The following is an 18,675-nucleotide window of genomic DNA, read 5'->3' as shown; positions in this document are numbered from 1 at the left end:
GGATTGGTGTGTTTTATTGATAATTCGACGCACGTTGTAATTTGTTTTTGAGTCTATTTTATTCTGTTTCGGAATTTTCCAACTCCTTCATTTTCTCATACACCCAATTGCTCTCAAACCCTTTGCGCAAGAAATAATCACAAAACTTTTTACGTTTTTTCAGTACATTAGTTTCTCTGATACTTTCCCATTGGTGTTGAGTGACGCGATGAAAAGTGGCGGCATATTCCTCGGGAGTAATTTCCTTGAGTGCTGTGTTGATGTTGTATTGCGAGATGTTTCTGAATTTCAATTCGTTCACAATTCTAATTTTCCCCCAATGTTTGATACGATGTTTTCCTCGTGCAAAACTGCAGGCAAAGCGTTCCTCATTTAAAAAATTATGTGCAATGAGATGCACCACCACTTCGTCGAGGTCTGGAGGTTTTATGCCCAAATCATACAATTTAGAAACTACCTCTTGGTGACATCGATCCTGGTAGGCGCAGTAATGTTCCAATTTTTGTTTGGCTTCGTTAAAAGTGGCTGTATGCGTCATTGTAATGCAGTTGCAAAACGGAGGTTTGTTGCTTGCAAAAATAGTTAAAATCAGTTGCTTTCAACCCATTTTTTCTATCATTATATTTCAGGATTTTTGGTTTGCAATAGGTTAATTTTTTTGAAAAATGAAGGTCTTTTTCTTTTCAAAAAGGCTCTTTAATAGCTGACACTTTCGCAATCCTGATTTTTTGGGTGCATTAGATGTTATTTGTATGTATTAATCATATTTTTCGGTATATAAATGGTAATATAGTCCCTAAAATTCACTTTTATACAAGTGATTCACAATAAAGTAAGATATTTCTCATGATGAATATGTTAATTTTTTAATCTTGTTAATAGGGGAATAATAGGCCATTTTGTCTGTTAAACATTGAAAATAAAAGAATATTTGACTTTGTTTTTTTAATAAAATAATTATCATATATTTATATATTATAGTAAAATATTAAATAATTATCGTATATTTAACTAAAAATTATCGATAAAAATATTTTATTTCACATTGTTAAATGAATTTTACAATATAATTTTCAGGAGGTTAAGAGTGTTGTGTGTTATAAAAATGCGTTAATTACAACGTTATAGTTGAAAATTTAACAATTCAAAATGCTTGAAATCGGTTGAAATTGACTTACTTTTGAACCCCCTATTTTACTCATCGTAAAATTGTCAGTTTTGCATGCGATAAATAATACTTATTGCATGTTTTAATGCGAATATGGGATACGGAAAAAATTATTTTAACTATAATGCCACATATTTATGAAATTGAAATTACTGTTTTTATCACTTGCATTGTTTGTTGTTTCTTTAGGGAGTTATGGGCAGACTGTGGTTAGTTATACTGCGATGACAGCTCCTTCATGTCCTGCTAACTCGGCATCAACCATTTCAGCCGTCCCAGCAGGCTTGACATTTTCTCAAATATTGAGAGGATCTGGAGTGACTTGTACAAATACGTCAACTTCTATTAATGGTAGCGGGTTTAATAATACTTTAGCAAATAATATAACCAATTCAGCTTGGTTCACTTATAGTATTACAAGTGATGCGTCAGTGACTTTTACTTTGTCGAGTCTAAGTATCGTTTCTCGCGTTAGTAGCGTAACTGGAGCTCCTACTGTTTCTGTACAATATAGTATTGGGGCAGGGGCAAAAACTCTTATAGGGACTTATACGCCAACAACATCGGCTGCAACTTATGTAATCACTCCCGGTACGGCAATAGCGGTTGGGGCTAGTCAGGTGCTGAATGTCTATATTATTCCAGTTGGTTTAACATCTGCCGGAACAACTTGTAGAGTAGAAGCTAATACCTCTGCGACAGTAACAACAACACCTGCCGGCCCAACGGTATCTGGAGCTCCAACAATTGGGGCTGCCACCGCCACCGGAGTTTCGGGTCAGGCAACGGTTGCCTTTACCGCTCCTGCATCTAATGGAGGTTCAGTAATTACATCTTATACCGCAACGTCATCTCCTGGTGGGATCACCGGAACAATATCTCAGGCAGGAAGTGGCACGATAACCGTAAACGGCTTGACCAACGGAACGGCTTATACTTTTACAGTAACGGCACTTAATGGAGTGGGGACTAGTGCCGCAAGCGCGGCCTCTGGTTCGGCAACTCCTTATACGGTTCCTAATGCGCCAACGGCAGCTACTGCCACGGCAGGAAACGGGCAGGCATCTGTAGCTTTTACCGCACCGGCATTTAATGGGGGTTCGGCAATTACCTCTTATACTGTGACTTCATCACCGGGTGGTTTTACAGGTTCTGGGGCTACAAGCCCTATAGTCGTTACGGGTTTAACCAACGGAACTGCTTATACTTTTACTGTTACGGCCACCAATGCCGCAGGAGCTGGGGCGGCAAGTGTTGCGTCAAATGCAGTAACACCAAATAGTGGGCCAACAGTCTCTGGAGCTCCAACAATAGGAACGGCAGTAGCAGGAAATGCTCAAGCTTCTGTTCCGTTTACCGCACCAGCCTCTAATGGAGGTTCAGCAATTACCACTTATACCGCAACTTCTTCCCCTGGAGGAATTACCGGAACTTTAAATCAGGCGGGAAGCGGTACCATAATCGTTACGGGCTTGACCAACGGAACCGCTTATACTTTTACCGTTACGGCTACTAATGGAATAGGAACAAGTGTTGCAAGTGCGGCATCCAATTCTGTTACGCCTTTTACCGTGCCTAATGCACCTACAATAGGAACGGCTACAGGCGGAAGTACACAGGCGTCAGTAACTTTTACCGCACCGGCTTTTAACGGAGGTTCGGCAATTACTTCTTATACCGTGACATCATCGCCAGGTGGTTTTACAGGTACAGGGGCATCTAGTCCTATAATCGTTACGGGATTAACTAACGGAACGGCATATACTTTCACTGTTACGGCTACCAATGCTGCAGGAACAGGAGCGCCAAGTGCTGCATCCAATTCAGCAACACCTCTTGGGGCGCCAGTTAACGACTTATGTTCTGGTGCAACAACATTGGTTCTGGATGCTGCGGCAATTACTGGGACATTTGTAAATGGGACTTCAACTGCGGGAAATACTTTTGCATACGCTCCGACAAAGAATGATGTATGGTATTCTTTTATACCTACATGTACCGGAAATCATACCATTACAGCTAGTTATACAGCTGGTCCAGATTTAGACTTTGATGTTTTTACTACAACTTGTCCAACAACTGGAACTGCTCCGGTAATTGCTCACGGATCGGTTGCAGGTTCTGAAACAAAAACAGCAAGCTTTATAAGTGGTACAACGTATTATATTCGCTTAATTGATTTTAATACAAATGCGACTACCTTCACCATAGGGATTACAGCACCTGCTGCGGTTGCACAAGCAGTAACCTCGTCTGCGGCTTCTTCCGTTTTAGCGACTACCGCCACCTTAAACGGGAATGTTACCACATTAGGAGTTTGTCCCGCTTCAACATTTAAAGGTTTTGTGTATTCACTTACAAGTGCCAATGCCAATCCAATAAATTTAGGCACAGGCGTTACCACAACATCAGTAGCTGTTGGGGCTACCGGAGCCTTTACTTCGGCTTTAACCGGTCTGACCGCGGCAACCAATTATACTTTCAAAGCCTATGTGTTTGATGGTACAACCTATACTTATGGTGCAACACAAACATTTACAACCATAACCGTACCAGGCGCACCAACAGCGGTAACTGCTACCGCAGGTAACACCCAAGCAACAATTTCGTTTACTGCTCCGGCCTCTAATGGGGGCTCAGCTATTACCTCTTATACGGTGACTTCGGCTCCGGGTGGTTTTACAGGTACAGGAGCAACAAGTCCTATAATAGTTTCGGGTTTAACCAATGGAACGGGGTATACTTTTACCGTTACAGCTACTAATGCTGCAGGTACTGGAGCGCCAAGTACCACATCAAATTCAGTGACTCCAACTGCTGTTGCACCATCGGCACCAACCATTACGGGAATAACTCCAAGTAGTGGTCAATTATCGGTAGCTTTTACCGCTGGGGCAACGGGAGGTTCAGCCATAACCAATTATAAATATTCTACTGATGGTGGAGCAACCTTTACGGCTTGTTCGCCTACGCAGACCACCAGCCCAATCTTAATTACAGGATTGACCGATGGTACTTCTTACAATGTACAAATCCTTGCAGTAAATGCGATAGGAGACGGGACACCAACCGGAAGTACAGCAGCAACTCCAGTGGCTGTGGTAACGCCAATTTATTTAAACGATTTTGGAACAACAACAACTCCAAAACCTTATACGGCTGTAACAACACTTGATCCCAACTTGTCCAGTTCATCTTGGACTAATAATACAATTGCTTTTACAGCTTTAGTTGGAAGTAGTGGTAATAGTTTATCCAATACTTCGTCAGGATCACTTGTCTATACCTTGACTTTTAATGTAGCGGCAAATTACGGACTTTCGGTAACGTCTTTTAATTTTTGGGGAAACCACAGTGGTACAGGTTCTACTGCATGGTCCATGACAATTAACGGTACGGCCGTTGGATCAGGATCGTTCCCGTCAGCGGCTGCTTACGGACAGACCAATGTTTCCAATGCCATTAGCGGATTAAGCGGAACGATAACCGTTGTTATGACAATGACTGGTTCTACGGGAGGTTCAACTCGTTTAGATGATTTTACTTTATATGGCAGTGTATTACCAACATTCCCGCTTTTAACCACTCCAACGGCTACATCTATTACAACCACGGGCGCTACATTAGGGGCAACCATTACAAATACAGGTGGTTCGGCAATAATAGCTAGAGGAACAGTATGGGGAACAGCCGCAGCTCCAACAGGAAATATCCTTGCGGAAGGCGGAACGGCAATTTCAGCTTTTTCTCATGCCCGTTCGGGTTTTACTCCTAATACCGTATATACCTATAGAGGATATGCGACTAACTCTAGCGGAACGGGGTATTCACCAGATGCTACTTTTACAACGCTACACAATGCGCCTACTATTGGTTCAGGTTCGGGGGCTACAGCTGCGTCTATAGTTGCCAATTGGACAGCTCCAACTGGTGGCGGAGCAGCGGCTTATACCTATGAGATACAAGTAGATAATGATCCTGCATTTGGATCTATAGATTATACACAAAGTGGAATTTCGTCAGCTACATTATCGGCAACAGCAACAGGTTTAGCATCTGTAACCGTTTATTATTATAGAGTTCGTACTGTAAATGCAGGAGGAACCTCCGCATGGTCAACAGTTTCTGTAGGATATAGCACTTTGGCTCCGGTGGCTACGGTAAACCTATCTACCACTACCTTAACTGGTTTTACTTATGTTTTTGGGGCTGGTCCATCAGCAACACAAACCTTTACGGTTAACGGAACCACTTTGTCAGCTGACATTTTGTTAGCCGCACCAACAAATTACGAAATAGCCACAGTGGTTGGAGGACCTTATAGTGCTACTTTAACATTAGCTAAATCAGGTATGACGGTAGCAACCACCACTATATATGTGAGACAGAAATCAGGTCTTGCCGGAGGAAGTTATAGTGGAAACATAGCGGTAACCAGTACAGGAGTGACCGCTCAAAATGTGGCATGTAGCGGAACAGTTTCTGCTCCCGAAATTAATATCAAAGGGAATGCGGTATCTATTGTAAACGGGAATACGGCTACGGTATCCACTAATTTCACTGCCTTTGGTAGTGCCAATCTTGCTGGAGGGACGATAGTTCGTACGTTCACTATAGAAAACACGGGGACTGCCAGTCTTTCTCTAACGGGAGCTTCCCCTTATGTAACCTTAAGTGGAGCTAACGCTGCGGATTTTACCGTTACGGCAATTCCTTCGGCGACTATAGCGGGTAGTGGTTCTACTACTTTTAGTATAACGTTTGATCCATCTGCTTTGGGTTCTCGTACCGCTACGATTTCTATCGCAAACAATGACAGTGATGAAAATCCTTATACATTCAACATTCAGGGGGATTGTATTTTAGGACCTATCTTTTTTGAGACTATAGGAACTGTGGGGGGAACAACTGCTATTTCAACACACGAAACAGCCAATGGCTTCGATTATGATGCCTTGACCATGTCTAGTGGAGGGGCTGCAAATGCCGCAGATATTAGAGCTACAAGTGCATCGTCAGGTTATACCAATGCCTCTGGTGGTGCAAATGTTAATTTTACCGTTACATCGGGTAACTACGGATTTTCAATTGGAAGCATTGACACCTCTGCTTATACAACATTGGCCTTAAGTTTTGGAGTTTATAAAACAAACGGGGTGGGATCTAGTTTCGGAACATTAAATTTAGACTATTCACCGGATGGTGGTGCCACTTGGATTAATGTGCCCTATACAGCCCCTGCTTCCTCTGTTGCCGCTGGTTGGTATCTTATGTCAGATATCGCATTGCCTGCTGGAGCTTGCGGGCTTGCTAATCTTATGATTAGATGGGTAAAAACGGGTGGAATAGCCATACGTTTAGATGACATATTATTGACCGGTACCAATTGTACTTTGGTTTTAGGGGCTATTACTCCAGAAACTGGTCCGGTGGGAACTCTTGTGACCATCAATGCCACTGCAGGAGATTTATCTGCTGCCACGTCCTCAGCTAGTTTTAATGGCACGGCTGCCACTGTTATTTCAAGAACCGCTACAAAAATGATAGTTGAGATTGCTGCGGGATCCACTACCGGGAATTTAGTTGTTAATGATGGTACGTGTCAAACGGCAACTCCTTATGTTATTATTGATACCGTTAATAGTGCTTGTGAATATACTCCGCTGACAGAATTAATTATTACTGAGGTATTAGATGATTACTTTGGAAGTACTGGAGGGTTTGAAATTTACAATCCTACCGCATCGGCAATAGATTTGACTGCAGGTAATTATACTTTTGTTAAAACCCCGGATGATTCTGTTACAGAAACAACACATACCTTGACGGGTATTTTACCCGCAGGAGGAATCTATTTAATTGATGCGAGATCAGGAGACAGCGAATGTGGTACAACAGCCAATGGATTTTTAGGCTCGGGATTTAATGAGTTGGATAAATTTGAGCTTCGTAAAGGAGGGGTTGTTATTGATAAGGTAGTTGCGCCAAATGAGGTTGGGTATAGTATTTTAAGAGACCCTACTAAATTAACACCTTCGTCAACATTTAGCGCTGCTAATTGGACAACTAACAGTCAGGAATCGTGTGCTAATTATGGAATATTTGCTCCTAAAGGAACAACGCCTACCATTTCTGTACAACCCGCCGCAGTAGAAAGTTGTTCTTCTGTAAGCATTAGTGGGTTAGTAGCTGTTGAAGGTTTTTCTGGAGGGACTGCATTGTCTTACCAATGGTATGAGGTTGCACCAGATGTTGCAGCTTGGACGCCACTTGCGAATGGCGGAGTATATTCTGGTGCTACATCTGCGGTCTTGGATATTTCTTCCACTTCGGGGAAAGTGGATTATCAATATTATGTTAAAGTGAATGAAAGTTCCGCTTCTTGTTATATTGCCTCTCAGACGGTTAAAATTGTAGGTTCAAGCGGAAGTTCAGGATCTAAGACCTGGAGTGGATCTTGGTCTCCAAGCGGACCGCCATCATTAAGCAATACGGTAACTATTGATTCCGATTATAATACGACCACAAATGGAAGTTTTGATGCATGTAATGTAATTGTCAATGCCGGAAAAACGTTGACTATAACAGGAGATCATTATGTGAACATTCAAAATGATTTAACGGTAAACGGGACTTTAAACATACAAGACAATGGTAGTCTGGTTCAAATAAATGATGCGGGAGTTAATACGGGTAACGTATCTATGGAGCGTATTGCCACAGTTAGGAAATTAGATTATGTGTATTGGTCTTCGCCGGTTAAGGATTTTAATGTTTCTGATGTAGTTCCTACTTCTTGGTTAATTTACAAATGGATGCCTACCATAGCGAGGTCTTACGCCAGTAATTTTGGAGGTTGGGTTGCCGCCGCTGGTGAAACGATGGTGAACGGTAAAGGATATATTATTAGAGGTCCAGGTACGGCAACAAATGCAACAGTGGCAGAGGATTATTCCGCCATCTTTACAAACGTTCCTAATAACGGAGTGATAACCAAAGCAATTGAGAGAAGTACTTGGAATGGTGCGGATTACACCTATACTAGTGGTGCCAATACCTTAACCGTTAAGAATGACGATGATAATTATAACTTGTTGGGTAATCCTTATCCTTCAGCTATTGATGTTCATTCTTTTTTAACGTTTAATACCAATATTGCAGGATATGTTAAATTATGGTCTCACGGCACGTTGCCTTCCGCTTCAAACGGCCAGTCCTTTTATAATTCTTTTGCTTATACTTATACCGCAAGTGATTATGTGACTGAAAATGTAGGGGGTTCCTCTGCAGGGCCTGCGGATTATGCTATTCCGGCAGGACAGGGATTTTTTGTAACCATGAACCACACTTCGGCATTAGCCACTGAAAATGTTACCTTTAAAAATTCTATGAGGAATAAAACCTATAAAAATAGTGCTTTTTATAGACAAGCCAACCGCGGAAATATTGAGAGACACCGCATCTGGTTGGATATAGTAGATGCTTCAGGGCGTAATGTAAGAACAATGGTGGGTTACATTCAGGATGCGACTTTGCACAAAGACAGATTGTTTGATGCAAGTATTAAAGTAGACGGTAATTTAAATATGTATTCCTTAATTAGCGGTGAAGCGCATATTATTCAGGGAAGATCTTTACCTTTTGACAAGAACGATAAGATCCCTTTGGGGATAAACACTCCAATCAAAGTGATTAACGGTGCTCCTTCTCAAAACACTTATACTATTGCCATAGCGTTTACGGACGGGTTGTTCAGGGATGTGAGACAAAATATTTATTTAGAAGATAAACTGCTTAATATCATACATGACTTAAGACAGGCGCCTTATACTTTCACTACTGTGGGCGGAAGATTGGACGACCGTTTTATATTGCGATATACTAATGGAGCCAGATTAGACGCTACTGATTTTAGTAAGTTAGACAGTAATGTGGTAGTGGCTTCAGCCGATAGACAAATAAAAATCAAGTCCTATTTAGAGGATTTGAAAAATATAACAGTGTATGATGTTTTGGGCAGAGAAGTGTTTAAGAAGAACAATGTAAACACAACCGAATTTTATGTAAATGATATCATATTAAGTCAACAGGCTTTAATTGTTAAGATTGTTTTGGCCAACGGACAAACGGTAACCAGAAAAATTATATACTAATAATAGCGAGCAACAAAAAATCCCGTCTTGAAAATAATCAAGACGGGATTTTTTTTTGACAAATAAGTGTGTTTTAGTACAATTATGACGGGCTACTATCCAAAAAAGTAGATATAATAATTCCTGTTTTTAGATAGTAATAAATTACAAATAGCTTTACTTACTTCCCTTTCTCCGAAGCTTCTACATTTCTTTCAATGGTATGTCCTGGTCGAGACCATTTTGGTTTCTCTCCCAAAGGTGCAAATTGAGAATCGGATGCTTCTACTGAAATGGGTTGCGTGATTTTGATGAAAGGCTTTTGAGGAAGAAGACCTAACATCTCAAACATTTTCATGTCGTCATTTACATCAGGATTAGGGGTGGTCAATAATTTATCACCTGCAAAGATAGAATTGGCTCCTGCAAAGAAACACATTGCCTGTCCTTCGCGACTCATGTTCATTCTTCCTGCCGAAAGGCGTACCTGGGTTTCGGGCATTATGATTCGGGTAGTGGCTACCATGCGTATCATTTCCCAAATTTCTACTGGTTTCTCATCCTCTAGTGGCGTTCCCTCAACGGCAACTAATGCGTTTATTGGTACCGATTCTGGCTGTGGGTTTAGTGTAGAAAGAGCCACAAGCATTCCGGCTCTGTCCTCAATAGATTCTCCCATGCCAATAATTCCCCCACTACAAACCGTAATGTTGGTTTTACGGACGTTCTCTATGGTTTGCAAACGGTCTTCGAAACCACGAGTGGAGATGACTTGCTTGTAGTATTCTTCTGAGGTGTCTAAGTTGTGGTTGTAAGCATACAAACCCGCTTCGGCAAGACGTTTCGCTTGATTTTCAGTAATCATCCCAAGGGTACAACACACTTCCATGTCCAGTTTGTTAACGGTACGAACCATTTCTAAAACTTGGTCAAATTCAGATCCGTCTTTTACGTTTCGCCAAGCAGCTCCCATACATACGCGGGAAGAGCCGTTGGATTTTGCACGCAAAGCCTGTGCTTTTACTTGGCTTACCGACATTAGGTCATTTCCTTCAACATCAGTGTCATATCGTGCGGCTTGTGGGCAATAGCCACAGTCCTCCGAGCATCCGCCAGTTTTTATAGACAACAAAGTGGACACCTGAACCACATTCGGATCATGGTGTTCCCTGTGAATGGTGGCCGCTTCATAAAGCAAATCCATCAGGGGCTTGTTATAAATTGAGATAATTTCCTCTTTGTTCCAGTCGTGTTTTGTAATACTCATATCAGCATTTTTATAATGCCTCAAAAGTAGTTAAATTGTTCTAAAGTAACAACGTTGCAGTGCCGAAAAACAAGGCAATACAGAATAATTCTAAATGCGAATGTCAATCGGCTTCAAAGCGATTATTGAAATACAACATCAACAGCAAAGTGACGATTACCGAAGAAGCGATTCCTTCAAAAAGTAAACCGATACAATAAGTATTCACTGAGGGGTTTCCTCCAAACAAAAAGATCTCCGATAAAGATTGTACATACGCATCACCTCCTTTGATGTGGCTGTAAATGAATAATGCAAGAAGACTAAAAACAACGCCAAAAATAGATGTGGTCATAGCGGCCATAGCATTAGAGGCGAAATCCATTTTGCCTTCGGACAGATTCATTTTTAAGGTCCTGTTAACGCCATAAAAAATGAATACCACATTAAACAAACGCAGGTAAGACAAATTTGAAAATCCCAGTACATTCATCAACAAAAAATAAAACCCAATTCCGAGGAAAATGAGAAATCCGTTAAGTAATTCTTTTGGCAGTTTCATACAATTGTTTTTTTTAGAGTTAAAATAATATATCACTGACAATCAAAATAATAGTATTTCAAATTTACAAAAAACAATGCATTATGTCATGAATATGTCAAGGAAAATTTTGAATAAAAAAGTAAATAGATAAAAAATGAACCCTCAATAATTAAAGTTTATTGATGAATGCAATAGCGGTAAGCTTATCTTTTTCTAATTGGTCTTTCAACAATGTCACCGATTCGAATTTTTGTTCCGAACGAATATAATGCAAGAGTGAAACTTCAATTTTTTGAGAGTATAAATTAGCTTCAAAATCCAAGTAATGAATTTCAATCGATAATTCTTTTCCGTTTACGGTAGGATTTGTTCCAATATTCATAATTCCAAAAACCGTATTATTGCGGAGTGTGCTTTGTACAACATAAACGCCGCTTTTAGGAATGAGTTTGTAATCTTCTTTGATTTTTAAATTAGCGGTAGGAAAACCAATGGTTCTTCCCAATTGTTTCCCCTGCTGAACCGTACCGGTGAGAAAATAGGAATAGCCTAAATATTGGTTGGCCAAATGGATGTTTCCCTCCTCAAGCGCCGTTCTTATTTTTGTTGAACTTACTGACACTGCCTGAATTTCTTGTGCAGAAATCTGTTCCACTTCAAAGGCGTATTTTTTGCCAAAGACAATTAAATCATCGATGTCAGCCGTACGATTCTTTCCAAACCGATGGTCATGACCAATAATGATTTTTTTTATTTTTAATCGATCCACAAGGATGTTTTTTACGAATTCTTCAGCAGTAAGTCTGGAGAACACTTTGTCAAAAGGATGAATGATTAAATTGTCAAGTCCTGTTTTTTCTAGGAGTTCCGCTCGTTCTTCAATCGTGTTCAGAAGTTGCATTTCTGATTGCTCTTGTAAAACCATTCTGGGATGTGGAAAAAAAGTAAGGATTAAACTCTCGCTATCACTGCTATTGGCATTATGGATTAGTTTTTCGATAATTTTTTGATGCCCAATATGTACGCCATCAAAAGCGCCTAGCGTGATGATGGTTTTTTTATGGGTATGAAATGATTCTATAGAATGGAAAAGCTTCAATTTTTTATTTTTATGGACACAAATTTAGGCTATCGATTCCGATATTTTAGGATTTATAAACAGTTAATTTCACAAACGGTTAATATATCATAAAGAACGGAAAATAGTTTGTTATTTCTTAATAAAATTTACAAATTACTGTTAAATACGTAACTTGGCTCTTTAAATTTTAAAAAAATCATTAATTTTGTGAACTATTATTTTAATAAAATAAATGAAAAGAGTATTACTATCATTCGTTATGGCATTTTCTTTTGGGTCAATTATTGCACAAAAAAATGTCGTTTGGAAAACGGTTTCAGAAGATCAAATCCCGTTATCGGATAAAATCAGAACGACTACTTATTCTGAAAACCAAAAATTATTTTTCGTCAACATTAATAAGATTAGGCTGTCTTTAGAAAATGCTACCGATAAATTTTCCGGGAAACCAGGAGTACTTGTTGATTTTCCTGTTGTTGATGGCGGCTCCGAAAAATTTATGGTTTGGGAAAATTCTAATTTTGCCCCTGAATTACAAACCCGCTATCCTAGCATTAGAGCTTACATAGGTAATAGCCTTAAAGATAAAACGACCACCATTAATTTTAGCTTGTCGCCGAGCGGTATTCAAACCATGATATTGAGAGCAGATAACGGTTCTGAGTTTATTGAGCCTTTCACAAAAGACAATTCGGTATATGTGCTTTTTGATTCCAAAACAAGAACGGCTGGGAAATTACCATTTAGTTGCAAAACAATTGATAAGACCTTAAGTCAGGGAATTTCGAATAGGATAATGCAACAATCGGCCTACATGGCAAACAACAAATCTTACAAAACATTGCGTTTGGCCTTGTCATGTACGGGGGAATACGGTGCCTATTTTGGCAGTGTGAGTAAAGCTTTGGCCGCAATGAATGCCACCATGACAAGGGTAAACGGGGTATATGAAAAAGATATGGCGTTGCATTTAAATATTATTGCCAATAATGATCAAGTCATTTATGTCGATGGAGATACGGATCCTTATTCTGAAGTACCTCCCGCTCCAAATAATTTTGCTCCCGATGCTTGGAACCAAGAATTACAAGATAATTTATCCAATGTGTTAGGCGATGATCTTTACGATATCGGACACTTGTTTGGCGCTTCCGGGGGTGGTGGAAATGCCGGTTGTATTGGCTGTGTTTGCGGAACAAGTACCGAATCTTGGACTGATATTGGATTAGGGAAAGGCAGTGGCTATACCTCACCATCGGACAATATACCTCGTGGAGATTTTTTTGATATTGACTATGTAGCTCACGAAATGGGGCACCAATTGGGTAGCAATCACACCTTTTCGGATAGTTCTGAAAGCAGTGGTGTGCAAGTGGAACCAGGAAGTGGATCCACAATTATGGGCTATGCTGGAATTACGGATTATAATGTGCAGTCCCATTCCGACGCTTATTTTACGTACAGAAGTATTCTTCAGATGCAAACCAACTTGGCAACTAAAACATGTCCGGTAAGCACTCCAATTGCGAATTTGACACCTACTGTAAGTGCAGGTGCCGATTTCTCCGTGCCTTCGGGAACAGCTTACATTTTGAAAGGGATAGCTACAGATGGGAATGGAGATACATTAACCTATTGCTGGGAACAAAACAATGACGGAGATTTGCAAACAGGATCCAAAAGTATGGCTTTCTTAACCAAGCCTTCTGGGCCTACGTTTAGATCTTTTTCTGCAAAAACATCGCCAAACCGATATTTGCCTGAATTTTCAAAAGTTTTGGCGGGTACTTTAAGCTCTAGCTGGGAATCCGTTTCGTCGATTTCCAGGGTTTTAAAATTTACGTTGACAGTTAGGGATAATAATGTAAACGGTTCACAGACCAATACCGATGAAGTTTCGGTAACGTCTAAAATACCATATAATGCAACAACAGCTCCTACAGGGGTTGGTCCGTTCAAAGTTACGTCTCAAAATACCTCTGGAGTCTCTTGGGCTCAAGGAACTTCCAAGACGGTTACTTGGGATGTGAATAATACGACCGCATTACCGGGATCGTCAAACGTGAATATTAAATTATCGATTGATGGTGGAGCTACTTTTCCTTACGTTTTAGCGTCGGATACGCCAAATGACGGTAGTGAAGCTATTACGGTTCCCGCAACTCCAGCGTCTTCAAACTGTAGGTTGTTAATTGAGCCTACGGCAAATGTATATTATGCCGTCAATTCGAAAGCATTTGCAATTGCCAATTTGGCCAATGAAAATTTCAGTTTGTCTAATTTTAGTCTGTCTCCCAATCCTAACAGAGGGAATTTTACAGTTCAATTTGATTCTTTGTCAACCAATGCCATTGAGATTTTGGTTCATGACATGAGAGGAAGAAGTATTTTTGAAAGAAAATATAGCAATACGGGGTTATTTTCTCAAAATATTCAACTAGACACTATGCAAACTGGAATCTATTTAGTGACCGTTAAAGATGGTGGTCAGAAAGTGATTAAGAAAATAGTGGTAGAATAATTCCAATCTATTATAAAATAAAAAAGGGAAGACCGAGTTGTCTTCCCTTTTTTATTTCCCATTAAAAGCGGTCATTGTGTTTTCTAATCCAGCCGTTCCAAAGGATTTGATAATTTCTGTAGCGAGTTCCAATCGTTCCGGAAGCTTTGTTTTTTCAGCTTCGTCCCATTCGCCAAGCACGTAGTCTATTTGTTTCCCTTTTTTGAATTCGTCACTGATTCCAAAACGGAAACGGGTATAGTTTTGAGTGTTCAAAATAAGGTTGATGTTTTTTAGTCCGTTATGTCCGCCATCACTTCCTTTGGGTTTGATTCGGATAGCTCCGAAGGAGAGGTTTAGGTCATCTGCAATTACCATTATGTTTTCTAGGGGAATGTTTTCCTTTTCCATCCAATGTTGAACGGCTTTGCCACTTAGATTCACATAGGTATTGGGTTTAAGGAGTAAAAAAGTTCTTCCTTTTAATTTGTATTCTGCCAAAGCGCCCAGTTTTACGGTAGCAAAAGAAAGTGATTCTTTTTTGGCAAAATGGTCTAATATTTTAAAACCAATATTGTGTCGGGTATTCACGTATTCGGCTCCGATGTTGCCTAAGCCTACAATTAAAAATTTCTTCATGCAATTCGTATTGTCTGGTGTTTTCTGGGATGAAAATAGTTTGGAAAGCCAATTTATCATGCCACAAAAATAGAACAAAATTGGTAAAGATGCCAAAGATTTATTCTCTAGCCCCGATGGAAGTGGAAATCCCACGTCATTGTGAGGCACGAAGCAATTTGGCATGGATTGTAGCGTACAGCGGGAACAGGATGGATATATAGGGTCAAGCCATTCGCTTCAAATTCTTCTGCCAATTTGGAGAGATTGATATTATTAAACAAAAAAAGCACCAGTTTTGCAACTGATGCTTTTATAATTGAATTCAGAAGAATTATTTTTTCTTTCCTTTTACTGGCGCTTTTGCTGCTTTTGCTGCTTCTTGAGCTGCTTTCATAGCCGCACGAGAAATTCTTACTTGAGCAACAACAGTGTTGTCAGGGTGCAACAATTTGTATTTGTCAGAAACTAGTTTCGTAACGTACAATTTGTTTCCCATTTGAAGTTGAGAGATTTCTGCTTCAACGAAATCAGGAAGATTTTTTGGTAATGCTTTTACTTTTAATTTACGAGTGTTCAAACGTAAAACACCACCTAATAAAACACCTGGAGAAACACCTGTTACTTTTACAGGAACTTCCATTGTGATTTCTTTGTTGTCGAATAATTCGAAGAAGTCAATGTGCAAGATTCGGTCTGAAACTGGGTGTACTTGAATGTCTTGTAAAATGGCATTGTATGATTTGTCACCCAATTCAATCACAACTGTGTGTGCGTTTGGAGTGTAAACCAAGTTTTTGAATGCTTTTTCATCTGCTGAAAAGTGTACTGCTTGATTTCCTCCGTATAACACGCAAGGAACCGCTCCAGCATTACGTAAGGCTTTAGTCGCAACTTTGCCCACGCTTTCTCTTTCTGATCCTTTAATTGTAATCGATTTCATTGTAAAAAAATATAGTTAATAAATAATAAATTACTGTTTTGAGCTTTATTTTAAGACGTTTGACTTTAGACTTTCGACTAATGTTTACATCAAAAACTTCCCGCTTATGGAATTGTTGTGTTGTACCATGTGCATTACTTCTGCAAAAAGCGGCGCACAACTTACCACTCTTATTTTGTTAGATGCTTTTTTTAACGGAATAGAATCCGTTACTATCAATTCGCTTAATTGCGAGTTTTCTATTTTCTCGTAGGCATCTCCTGATAAGAGGGCGTGCGTACAAATTGCTCTTACGCTCAATGCGCCTTTTTCTATCATTAAATCGGCGGCTTTCGCCAGTGTACCTCCGGTGTCAATCATATCGTCCACCAAAACTACATTCCTTCCTTTTACATCACCAATTAACTCCATCGTGTCAATAATATTGGCCACTTTTCTTTGTTTGTAGCAAATTACCACATCCGATTCTAAAAACTTAGAATAGGCATAGGCTCTTTTGGAACCTCCCATGTCTGGGGATGCAATAGTCAGATTTTCTAAATTCAGGCTTTTTATGTATGGTAAAAAGATAGTTGAAGCGAAAAGGTGATCTACTGGTTTCTCGAAAAAACCTTGAATTTGATCGGCGTGCAAATCCATCGTCATTACTCTTGTAGCTCCAGCGGCATCCAGTAAATTCGCCACCAATTTTGCTCCAATCGGAACTCTTGGTTTGTCCTTCCGGTCTTGTCTCGCCCATCCAAAATAAGGAATTACTGCAGTGATGTGTCTTGCCGATGCTCTTTTGGCCGCATCAATCATCAATAACAATTCCATTAAGTTATCAGCGGTAGGGAAGGTGGAACAGACAATGAATACGCGTAATCCTCTTATGGATTCTTCGTATGAAGGCTGAAATTCGCCATCACTATATTTTGAGAACGTGACTTTACCTAGCGGAATACCATAGATTTGAGCTATTTGTTCGGCTAAATAGACACTTTGGGAACACGCAAATATTTTTGCTTCGGGTTCTTGATGTGACATTTTTAAGGTGTTGTTTTGTAGTTAGTTGCTGTTTTCCGCGTTAACGAGGTGCAAATTTAGGAATTAAAACGAACTCTGAAAGGAAATTTTTGAGTATTTTTTTAGAAATTGTAATTTTATTTTTTACATTTGCACCGTGTTAAAGGAATCGATGGTTGATTTATATACAATCTCCTCTTTTATTGCGTTGAAATAGCTGTCGCTATTTCATGTCTGCTAAGCCCGGATGGCGGAATTGGTAGACGCGCTGGTCTCAAACACCTGTGGGAAACCGTGCCGGTTCGACTCCGGCTCCGGGTACAAAAACCGCTTCGAAAGAAGCGGTTTTTTGTTTTTAATATTATAGCGAATTCCGGATAATCAAAGCGCACTTGTTTTCTATTTGTTCCTTCTTCCCTTTTAAAATCATTTCCGCCACGATTCTTCCCATCGCCTCAAAATTAGTAGATATGGTGGTGATGCCGTTTTCGACGACCTTTTTTAATGGGGTTTCATTGTAGGAAATAATTCCAAAATCGCGCCCCAATTTTAAATTCTGGTTTTTAGACTTTTCGATTACGCTCACTAAATCCCGGTCATTTGGAATAATATATACTTCTCCAATTCCTATTTTGCGATCTTTAAATTCCGTAATTGTTTCTTGTTGAAATGAGAATTCGCCGCAAAACTTTTCAAATCCTTCTTTCATTCCTAAGGGCTCTCTAAATCCGGGAAAAATCAAAATCAGTTTTTCGTATTTATTCAATCTGGTTTTTCCTTTTAACAAGGCGTCATAAATGTCCTTTACGAAATTTTGATATACCGCAGGAAAAGATTTAAGTTCGGGATTCGTTTGGTCTACAATGTAAACGTCATTCACCGGTAGGGTTTTTATTATTGCACACGCTCCAACTAAATTGGTGGGCATGATAACGTATTTTGTGTAATTCCCATTGCTGTCATTTATTAGTTTTTGGAATACCTGGAGGTTGAAATGATGGAAAAAAATATCCACTTGTACGTCTTTCCCAATGTGCTCTAAAAAGGAATTGTAAAGGTCTTCTTTGAAAATGTTCAACTCGTCAAAAAGTAAAAATATCCGTTGTTTTATCTTGACTTCCGTGCTTTTTACATAGTATCCTTTCCCAAGAATCGCATAGATTATCCCTCTTTTTTTTAACTCTTCATAGGCTTGTAAAACCGTATCTCGGGATAATGAAAACTCGAGACACACTTTGTTTATTGAGGGCAGTTTTTCATCTTTTTTTAAAAGCCCTTCTTCGATGGTCTTTTCAATTGAGGAAATAATCTGCTTGTATTTTGGTATTCCAAAATTGTTTTGAATCGAAATTATTTTCATAAATTAATGAATTTCTTGCAAGATACAAAAAAACTGGTAGGTACCGGTATGTAATAGTCAAATTATTCTATAATTTTG

At 39.6% G+C, this 18,675-nt stretch carries 10 protein-coding genes and 1 tRNA gene; 3 read left to right on the top strand and 8 right to left on the bottom strand.

What is annotated here, in order from left to right:
* Nucleotides 1-58: 58 nt before the first annotated feature.
* Entirely contained in the window at nt 59-538 is a 480-nt protein-coding gene (locus tag DB895_RS07695) for a regulatory protein RecX (RefSeq protein ID WP_116724787.1), read from the bottom strand.
* 767 nt (nt 539-1,305) lie between these two features.
* On the opposite strand from DB895_RS07695, the gene DB895_RS07690 reads away from it, so the two are divergent.
* The gene (locus DB895_RS07690) at nt 1,306-9,321 is read left to right on the top strand and encodes a fibronectin type III domain-containing protein (protein ID WP_116724786.1); all 8,016 of its coding nucleotides are present in this window, start codon (nt 1,306-1,308) and stop codon (nt 9,319-9,321) included.
* 160 nt (nt 9,322-9,481) lie between these two features.
* Here DB895_RS07690 and bioB read toward each other — a convergent pair whose 3' ends face one another.
* The 3 genes from bioB to DB895_RS07675 all read right to left on the bottom strand — a co-directional run bounded on the left by bioB (nt 9,482) and on the right by DB895_RS07675 (nt 12,189).
* Nucleotides 9,482-10,567 (bottom strand): biotin synthase BioB, encoded by a 1,086-nt coding sequence (gene bioB / locus DB895_RS07685; RefSeq protein WP_116724785.1) that lies wholly within the window; start codon nt 10,565-10,567, stop codon nt 9,482-9,484.
* 103 nt (nt 10,568-10,670) lie between these two features.
* Nucleotides 10,671-11,108, bottom strand: coding sequence for a hypothetical protein (locus DB895_RS07680; RefSeq protein ID WP_116724784.1), 438 nt, complete (start codon nt 11,106-11,108; stop codon nt 10,671-10,673).
* 151 nt (nt 11,109-11,259) lie between these two features.
* Nucleotides 11,260-12,189, bottom strand: coding sequence for a bifunctional riboflavin kinase/FAD synthetase (locus DB895_RS07675; protein WP_116724783.1), 930 nt, complete (start codon nt 12,187-12,189; stop codon nt 11,260-11,262).
* 214 nt (nt 12,190-12,403) lie between these two features.
* Here DB895_RS07675 and DB895_RS07670 point away from each other — a divergent pair, with 214 nt between their 5' ends.
* Entirely contained in the window at nt 12,404-14,692 is a 2,289-nt protein-coding gene (locus DB895_RS07670; protein ID WP_116724782.1) for a zinc-dependent metalloprotease, read from the top strand.
* Nucleotides 14,693-14,743: 51 nt separating this feature from the next.
* Here DB895_RS07670 and pth read toward each other — a convergent pair whose 3' ends face one another.
* From pth to DB895_RS07655, 3 genes are all read right to left on the bottom strand, one after another.
* Complete coding sequence (gene pth, locus DB895_RS07665; RefSeq protein ID WP_116724781.1) at nt 14,744-15,370, bottom strand: aminoacyl-tRNA hydrolase; 627 nt, start codon at nt 15,368-15,370, stop codon at nt 14,744-14,746.
* A 253-nt stretch (nt 15,371-15,623) separates the two neighbouring features.
* Nucleotides 15,624-16,232 carry a 50S ribosomal protein L25/general stress protein Ctc gene (locus DB895_RS07660; RefSeq protein WP_116724780.1) on the bottom strand — a complete coding sequence of 203 codons (609 nt, stop codon included), beginning with the start codon at nt 16,230-16,232 and terminating at the stop codon, nt 15,624-15,626.
* An 84-nt stretch (nt 16,233-16,316) separates the two neighbouring features.
* Nucleotides 16,317-17,258: a ribose-phosphate pyrophosphokinase gene (locus DB895_RS07655; RefSeq protein WP_116724779.1), complete on the bottom strand. Its 942-nt coding sequence runs from the start codon at nt 17,256-17,258 to the stop codon at nt 16,317-16,319.
* Between the two features lie 220 nt (nt 17,259-17,478).
* Here DB895_RS07655 and DB895_RS07650 point away from each other — a divergent pair.
* A tRNA-Leu gene (locus DB895_RS07650) sits at nt 17,479-17,558 on the top strand.
* Nucleotides 17,559-17,598: 40 nt separating this feature from the next.
* Here DB895_RS07650 and DB895_RS07645 read toward each other — a convergent pair.
* Entirely contained in the window at nt 17,599-18,597 is a 999-nt protein-coding gene (locus DB895_RS07645) for a GntR family transcriptional regulator (protein ID WP_116724778.1), read from the bottom strand.
* Between the last annotated feature and the right edge of the window lie 78 nt (nt 18,598-18,675).

It is taken from the genome of Flavobacterium psychrotolerans (assembly GCF_003097635.1).
In the GTDB taxonomy this organism is placed as follows: domain Bacteria; phylum Bacteroidota; class Bacteroidia; order Flavobacteriales; family Flavobacteriaceae; genus Flavobacterium; species Flavobacterium psychrotolerans.
The sequence above is the reverse complement of the archived record's forward strand: the minus strand, read 5'-3'. Positions and strand labels throughout refer to the sequence as shown.